The 6,382-nt window shown below is 41.4% G+C and carries 7 protein-coding genes and 1 pseudogene; 1 reads left to right on the plus strand and 7 read right to left on the minus strand.

The window, feature by feature from the left end; all coding sequences use genetic code 11:
- The first annotated feature begins 371 nt into the window (after nt 1–371).
- A complete protein-coding gene (locus DSM107010_RS36140) occupies nt 372–1,082 on the plus strand; it encodes an IS6 family transposase (protein ID WP_106169258.1) in 711 nt (236 codons plus the stop codon).
- Between the two features lie 48 nt (nt 1,083–1,130).
- Here the strand turns inward: DSM107010_RS36140 and DSM107010_RS36145 are convergent, their stop codons facing one another.
- From DSM107010_RS36145 to DSM107010_RS36170, 7 genes and pseudogenes are all read right to left on the minus strand, one after another.
- The gene (locus DSM107010_RS36145; protein WP_127025285.1) at nt 1,131–1,340 is read right to left on the minus strand and encodes a hypothetical protein; all 210 of its coding nucleotides are present in this window, start codon (nt 1,338–1,340) and stop codon (nt 1,131–1,133) included.
- Between the two features lie 89 nt (nt 1,341–1,429).
- Nucleotides 1,430–1,567 carry a hypothetical protein gene (locus DSM107010_RS40680; protein WP_199756003.1) on the minus strand — a complete coding sequence of 46 codons (138 nt, stop codon included), beginning with the start codon at nt 1,565–1,567 and terminating at the stop codon, nt 1,430–1,432.
- A gap of 34 nt (nt 1,568–1,601) precedes the next feature.
- Entirely contained in the window at nt 1,602–2,474 is an 873-nt protein-coding gene (locus tag DSM107010_RS36150) for an IS110 family RNA-guided transposase (RefSeq protein WP_199756004.1), read from the minus strand.
- 95 nt (nt 2,475–2,569) lie between these two features.
- The gene (locus DSM107010_RS36155) at nt 2,570–3,013 is read right to left on the minus strand and encodes a hypothetical protein (RefSeq protein ID WP_106169259.1); all 444 of its coding nucleotides are present in this window, start codon (nt 3,011–3,013) and stop codon (nt 2,570–2,572) included.
- 335 nt (nt 3,014–3,348) lie between these two features.
- Nucleotides 3,349–3,792: a hypothetical protein gene (locus DSM107010_RS36160; protein WP_199756005.1), complete on the minus strand. Its 444-nt coding sequence runs from the start codon at nt 3,790–3,792 to the stop codon at nt 3,349–3,351.
- A gap of 308 nt (nt 3,793–4,100) precedes the next feature.
- Entirely contained in the window at nt 4,101–5,600 is a 1,500-nt protein-coding gene (locus DSM107010_RS36165) for a GMC family oxidoreductase (RefSeq protein WP_199756006.1), read from the minus strand.
- 320 nt (nt 5,601–5,920) lie between these two features.
- A pseudogene (locus DSM107010_RS36170) lies at nt 5,921–6,382 on the minus strand (hypothetical protein); the annotation flags it as partial.

Genomic DNA, 6,382 nt, shown 5'->3' on the forward strand with positions numbered 1-6,382 from the left:
TAAAGCTTGTTGAAACATCACAGCAATCGCAATCGCACTTCTATCCTATTCTAACAATTATCTACAACTGTAGTACTAAGGAGGAAAAGCGCCAGAACTGAGATCTCACTATTTATTATTGAGAATTCGACTTCACATCTTTTCCTGAAACCACTGATTCTTCGTTAAATTTCTTGAGATTTCTCTCAATATTATTGAGAAAAAAGATTTGGGATCTCAGTTCTGACACTTTCTCTTCATCTTTAGCCTTTTACTCCTATCTCATACCTTTTATGCAACAACGCCACAGATTGCGCTAAAACAGGTTGTGTTGCGAAAACTGAAGCAGCAGATGGTAGGGTAAGAGATTGTATCCGCTCGCGCTCGTCTTCATGCTCAAATCTAACCCGTTCAAGTGGCGTCATTACGAACCAGAAATCATCTTGCTGTGCGTGCGCTGGTATCTCACCTACCCGCTTTCCTACCGACAAGTAGCGGAGATGGTGAATGAGCGGGGCTTGGACGTTCACCATACAACTGTTTTTCGTTGGGTGCAGCAGTATGCTCCAGAATTAGACAAGCGTTGCCGTCCTCACTTGAAGTTAACTAACGATTCTTGGAGGGTGGATGAAACCTATATCAAGGTGAAAGGAAAGGATAAATACTTGTATCGTGCAGTAGATTCAGATGGAAACACCCTGGACTTTTTGCTCACAGCCAAGCGGGACGCTGAAGCCGCGAAACGGTTTTTCCGCAAAACGTTGAATGCAGTTCACACCCAAGAACCTCGTGTGATTAATGTTGATAAAAACGCCGCTTATCCCAAAGCTATAGATGAACTTAAAGATAAGGAAGAGTTATTTGAGCAAGTGGAATTACGGCAGAACAAGTATTTAAATAATATAGTTGAACAAGACCATCGAGGGATAAAACGATTAGTCAAACCTGGTATGGGGTTTGCCTCGTTCAATACTGCAAGGCGAACAATTAAAGGATACGAAATTATGAACATGTTGAGGAAAGGTCAAATTCAAGCAGTAGCGAAAGGAGCCGTTCAAAAACGGGTCAAGTTCATCAACCAAATTTTTGGAGTGGCTGCATAATCTGAACTCCTAAAACAGAGTTTTTCTGTCCTTCTAAAGTTTTTGCAGTCATGATGAGTTGTCAAGGGGCTGGGGAAAAATTGTGGCAGTGAAATTCTCCAAGCGTTTTTTGATGTGTTTAATCAGTGTGGAAAGATGAATTGAGAATGGCAACAAGCAGTCATTCGTAGTCACTGCCGTGGCTGTGCCACCTTTTTCTAATTCGTTCTCAAAGCCCTGCACCGCAAACAACACAACGTGGATAGTCAAGCTACTCACAGCAAAAATTTACGGGGTTACAGAGCAAAATGCCAATTGACTACTCTCAAAAATCTCTCAAGCATGGTTTTGCTAACTATGAGCAAGCGCTAAGCGACGGGAGTTATGCGATACTCGCTACCGGAGCGGAAAGCTGAACGGATGCGACCAATTAACTTGCGAGCTATGGCGACAATCGCCTTTTTCTTCCCCGTTCTAGGATAGAGCCGCTCGAAGCACTCTTTCAAGCTTGTGTCTTTTTTTATTGCTCTCCAAGCAGCTTCACACAACACAAGCTCGAACTCTACTGTTTCCCTGTCGCGTGATATGACCCTTGCGAGTGCTGTCTCCGCTCGAATGTTCGCAAGGAGTCAACCCCGTATAGCTAAATAGTTGTCGCTCTTTGTTAAACTGGCTCATGTCTCCCAGTTCATTAGATAAGATTCTCGCTCCGAGTGGTCCTATACCTGGAGCCGAGCGGTAAATTTTCTCGTTAGGATCTTCCTCTGCCTGCTGTTTTAATTCTTCGTCAAGCTTTTTGATCTGAGCATCAAGGGCTTTCCAAACTTGCCAGTAAGCTTCGATAACTAGGTTCAACTTTTGGAACGGCGACTTTTCTAGCAGTTCCTGCACTAATTGATAACTCATCTTCCGCTGCTCGTCAGCGGCGATTAATCCGATTTGATGGCATTTCATCCGGATCTTGTTCTTCACTGCTGTCCGCTCTTCGATGAGTTGTTGTCGAGTGCGGGTGAGCAGTCTTTGAGCTTCTTCCTTCTCGCTTGGAATTCTGATTCCTTTCAAGCGTCCCACCTCTAGCAGACTGGCTATTTTCAAAGCATCTCGCTTATCCGTCTTGACTCGGTTATGGACGGTGGTTTCTATACTAGCAGCATTAACCACTATATTCTTAATGCCAACTTCCTCAAGTCTTCGATGTAAGATAAATCCTGCTTCATAAGCGCTGTATAGGTTAGCTTTTGGGAAATAACTTTTTAGCTGCCTGGCTAGTTGTTCTGGAACAGCCGCAGTTTGCCATTTCTTCACTACTATTCCTTCTACTACACTTACTACTGAATAGGTGCGCTTATGTACGTCAATCTCGATGAAAATATCCTTTCCCGTATATGAAGGTTTCTTTGATGAGCTATTCATAGCAATCTCCTTCTTGGACTACTACTTGAATTCTCTTGAATTCTAGTGAAGGATTCTACTGGTGCTGATAACTCATCATAGAGACAACACAACCTTTAATACTTGGGTCGAGGGCTGATGAGGTGGAAAATGATCGGCGGTCTGACTCCAAATTGCCTTAGCTCTGTGAGAGTACCATTTTTGCTATCTAGTTCGTAGTTCGACTCAAGACCCTCTATGATTTGACCATCGTTAAAGCATGTAAGTGATAACTTAGTCTTAAGAACTTCCTTCTCAAAGACTCCTGTACCGTTGATGAGACCACGGTCGGTGCCACCACACAACATGAAATAGGTAGCATTCCCAGCTAAACTGAACGTCCCATCTTCGTTACGCCTAATTGAACGTAAATGGGTTGCGCCATCATCAAAATCGATACCTTCCCATAGACCAACGATGGGAATTGCTCTCTTATTATCTGCTAAGACGCTCTGACCATTAAATCCCATAATTACCATAATTACGAGCGTAACTATTGCAATCACTCTGTAAAGTTTCATGTTTTTCTCCTTGCTACTTCTATCATTTTCAATATAGTTGACAACTAATTATTTCAGATTATTCTTACATAATTAGGTAAAAAGTTTGAGCTAATTATACCTATTAACTTGTTAAGGATTGAGCGGTATGCAATCGAGTAGCATAGGCAACAAAGAAGTATCTAAAATAGTTCGAATACTAATTTATTACCAGTTTAATAGTTAAACAGAAGTTCGTCTAAATATTAAATTTTCAGCTAAGCTAAATAGTAAAGAAAATAGCTCATTTATTACGAGTTAATTGTAGCATTGTTTAACTTATTTTCTACAGTTGTTTCGATTGAAAACCCCTAGTCTTATTTGTAAAAACATAATAGCTGCCAAAATTCGAGACTATCTTGATAGAGGCATTCGCTCCAAGAAAATCCATGTTGTAGCGCCATCTGTTGCAGCGTTTTCTGTGTTTCGGGAAAGTCGCTGGAAGTGATGTGTGTCTCAATACTCAAAACTTCTTGAGGGGTATGTACTGTCCAATCTTGACGTATATTTTTTAAGTAGCGGTCAATATAGGTGGTTCGATCCTCTGCCTCTTGACGAATGATATCGATGAAGATCGGAACACCATCAGAATTGAGCAGTTGAAGTAATTGACCCATTAGCTCGTATTTTTGCTTCAACTTTAAATAGTGGAGTGAGAAGGAAGCCAAGATAATATTAAAACTCTTTTGTTGAGTACCGATCGGTTGAGGAACTAACACTGTAAAGTCACCTGCAATAAATGTTTTTGCACAGGGAAGCACGGCTAAATTATCTAGCGCGAGCGCGAGCGCTACCTAGAAATATCGATACCATAATAAGCTTGAATAGAGGTTCCAAGTAAAGCTGAAACAATGATACTTGCATCGCCACAGCCAAGGTCAAGCAGTCGAAATAGCTTTTGAACGCGGTGAACTAAGAATTCGTGTAAAACATTGTAAAATTCGCGGTGTTTTATGTAGTTGTTTTGCAAAACTTTTTGATAAACTTGCCAGTTGTCGTTGAAATATTCACAAGGTTGGGAGAATGCACTAGTTTGTTCTAACTATGTTCTATTTATCATTATTTTGCTCTAAGTTGATGGTTGGATCGCGGAAACTTTCTGCTGATTTCTTACAGCAGAATTTTGTAGCATTTTGTCAATTCCCCGAGCGGCAATCATCATGGTTGCAGCTGCCGTATTTGCAGTTATTGACAGCGGAAATACAGAAGCGTCAATTACGCGCAACCCTGACGTTTTACGAACCCTAAGTTCTGTATCCACTACAGACTTCTCATCATTCCCCATTCTGCAAGTCCCGCAAAAATGGTGTGTTGTATTAGCGTTTTCTCTGATATAGCTCTCCAAATCCTGATTTGGTTCTGGAGCAATCTGTCTTTCCCTCCATTGACCTACTTTATTACCAATATCAATGCCTAACTGAAGAGCCATTTTACACTTTTGGAGATCCCCTAATGCGGTTAGATATCCTGGGTCAATGACAGGAGGTTCATCAGGAGCGTTTGAGCGCAGGGTAACAGTTCCCTTACTTTCTAAGTGCATGATATTGGGCCATAACCAAAAAGAATGTTTTGGACCCGAGAAACCTTTTAGCGTGCCTACTCCCACTGAAGATTCTATATCGACAAATGAACTGCTATTTTGTGTAGAACCGAAAATGACAGCCGGAGCTAGACTGTACGCATACGTTGGTACTTCTTGGGTTTCGGGAATAGAGAATCCGGCACTGACAAAAAGATCGTCATGTAAATTCTTCCCTACTTCTGGAATATTTGCAACTGTAGGAATGTTAAATTTTGCCAATTGGCTCTCGTCACCGATGCCTGAAAGCATCAGGATTTTTGGACTGGCGATCGCACCGGCGCTTAAAATAATTTCATTCTGTACGTAAGCAATATGTTTATTTTGGTCTTTGATGTATTCAACACCGATCGCTGTAGCGTTTCGATCAAATAAAATTCGAGTTACAAGAGCCTGACTTAGCAGGGTTAAATTATCTGGGAGATTTGACAGAAAAGTGTTAAATGTAGTTTCTCGAACAAGCTCTGATGGTCGCTTGATGTTATTAAATTGAAATAAAGAGTATCCATATTGGCTCTCGCTAGTATTGTAGTTGAGGTTTTCAGGCAAGCCATATTCCGAAGCTGCGGCAAACAAGTCGTTGATGAAATCATCTGCTTCACCGATCAAAACTTTCATGGTCTGCTCCACATGCTCGAAATATGGCAAAACATCATTCCACGACCAGCCTGATGCTACCTTGCCCCATTCATTAAAGTCAGAGCGGCTACCTCGTACATAAACCGTAGCATTATGCAACGCGCATCCGCCTAAAACTTTTGCTTGCGGTAGCTGAATAACACGATTGTTTAAATTTAGTTGTGGTAATGACTGATACCCTTGCCATTCAATTTCTGGATACTTTTGTAAGACTTCAAACCAATCGCTTGGTGAATACATTTGGTTTGACGTTGGGAATCCTCCAGCCTCAATCAAAAGAACATTCATAGCTGAGTCAGAAGCAGCAAGTTTTGAGGCTACTATACTTCCAGCAGAACCAGCACCAATCACAATGTAGTCATACTGAGAATGAACTTCATTATGGGAACCTGTGGCAGAAGCATGAAGGGCAGAGACTCCGACACTTGCCGCTGTTGCTACCCAAGCCTGAATAAAGTGACGACGATTCAACCGTTGAGACATACTTTTCTGTTTCTACACTTAGTTGACATGATTGATTCTTGTTCTTACTGCTGATTTGTTACTACTGAGAGCGGGATATGGTTAACATCCATTAATTTCTTGAAACGCTCTCTAGGAGCTGACTTATAAGAAATGACATTTGGACAAAAGTGTTCACTATACTGCACTCTCATTAGTAGCTGCCGCTTCTACAATTTACTTTCTGATTCAAAAACTCCGCAGTGTTGCTCTATGCAAAACAAAATATCTTCTTCCAGGGGAGATACATTAATCTGCTTGCTTATGCCTTTGAGAAAATTGGTTACTGCTGGCTCAAACGATTCAGCCTTTTCGTGTAGTCGTCCGATCCGTTTTAAAGTCTGTAGCAATTTTGGTCGATCGACTGATGAAGGAATCTTGTTCAAGTTTTCTGATCTTACAGTAATAGTGGCGTTATTGTACACGTCAACAGTTACTGCCGAGCCGACTAGCCCTTTTACAGCCGCCAAGTGACTGTTGTACTTCTTATTGTTCCCTTCGAGGTTGACTAAAGTGTAGACATTATCTACTTGACAATCATCTGGAGTTAACAGCTGGTTGACTGACAAAACTACAAGGCAAAAGAAAAATTCCTGACCTGGAACTCGCGTTCGAGAAATTTTTGGGTTTGT

This window comes from Chroococcidiopsis cubana SAG 39.79, from assembly GCF_003991895.1.
Taxonomy (GTDB): domain Bacteria; phylum Cyanobacteriota; class Cyanobacteriia; order Cyanobacteriales; family Chroococcidiopsidaceae; genus Chroococcidiopsis; species Chroococcidiopsis thermalis.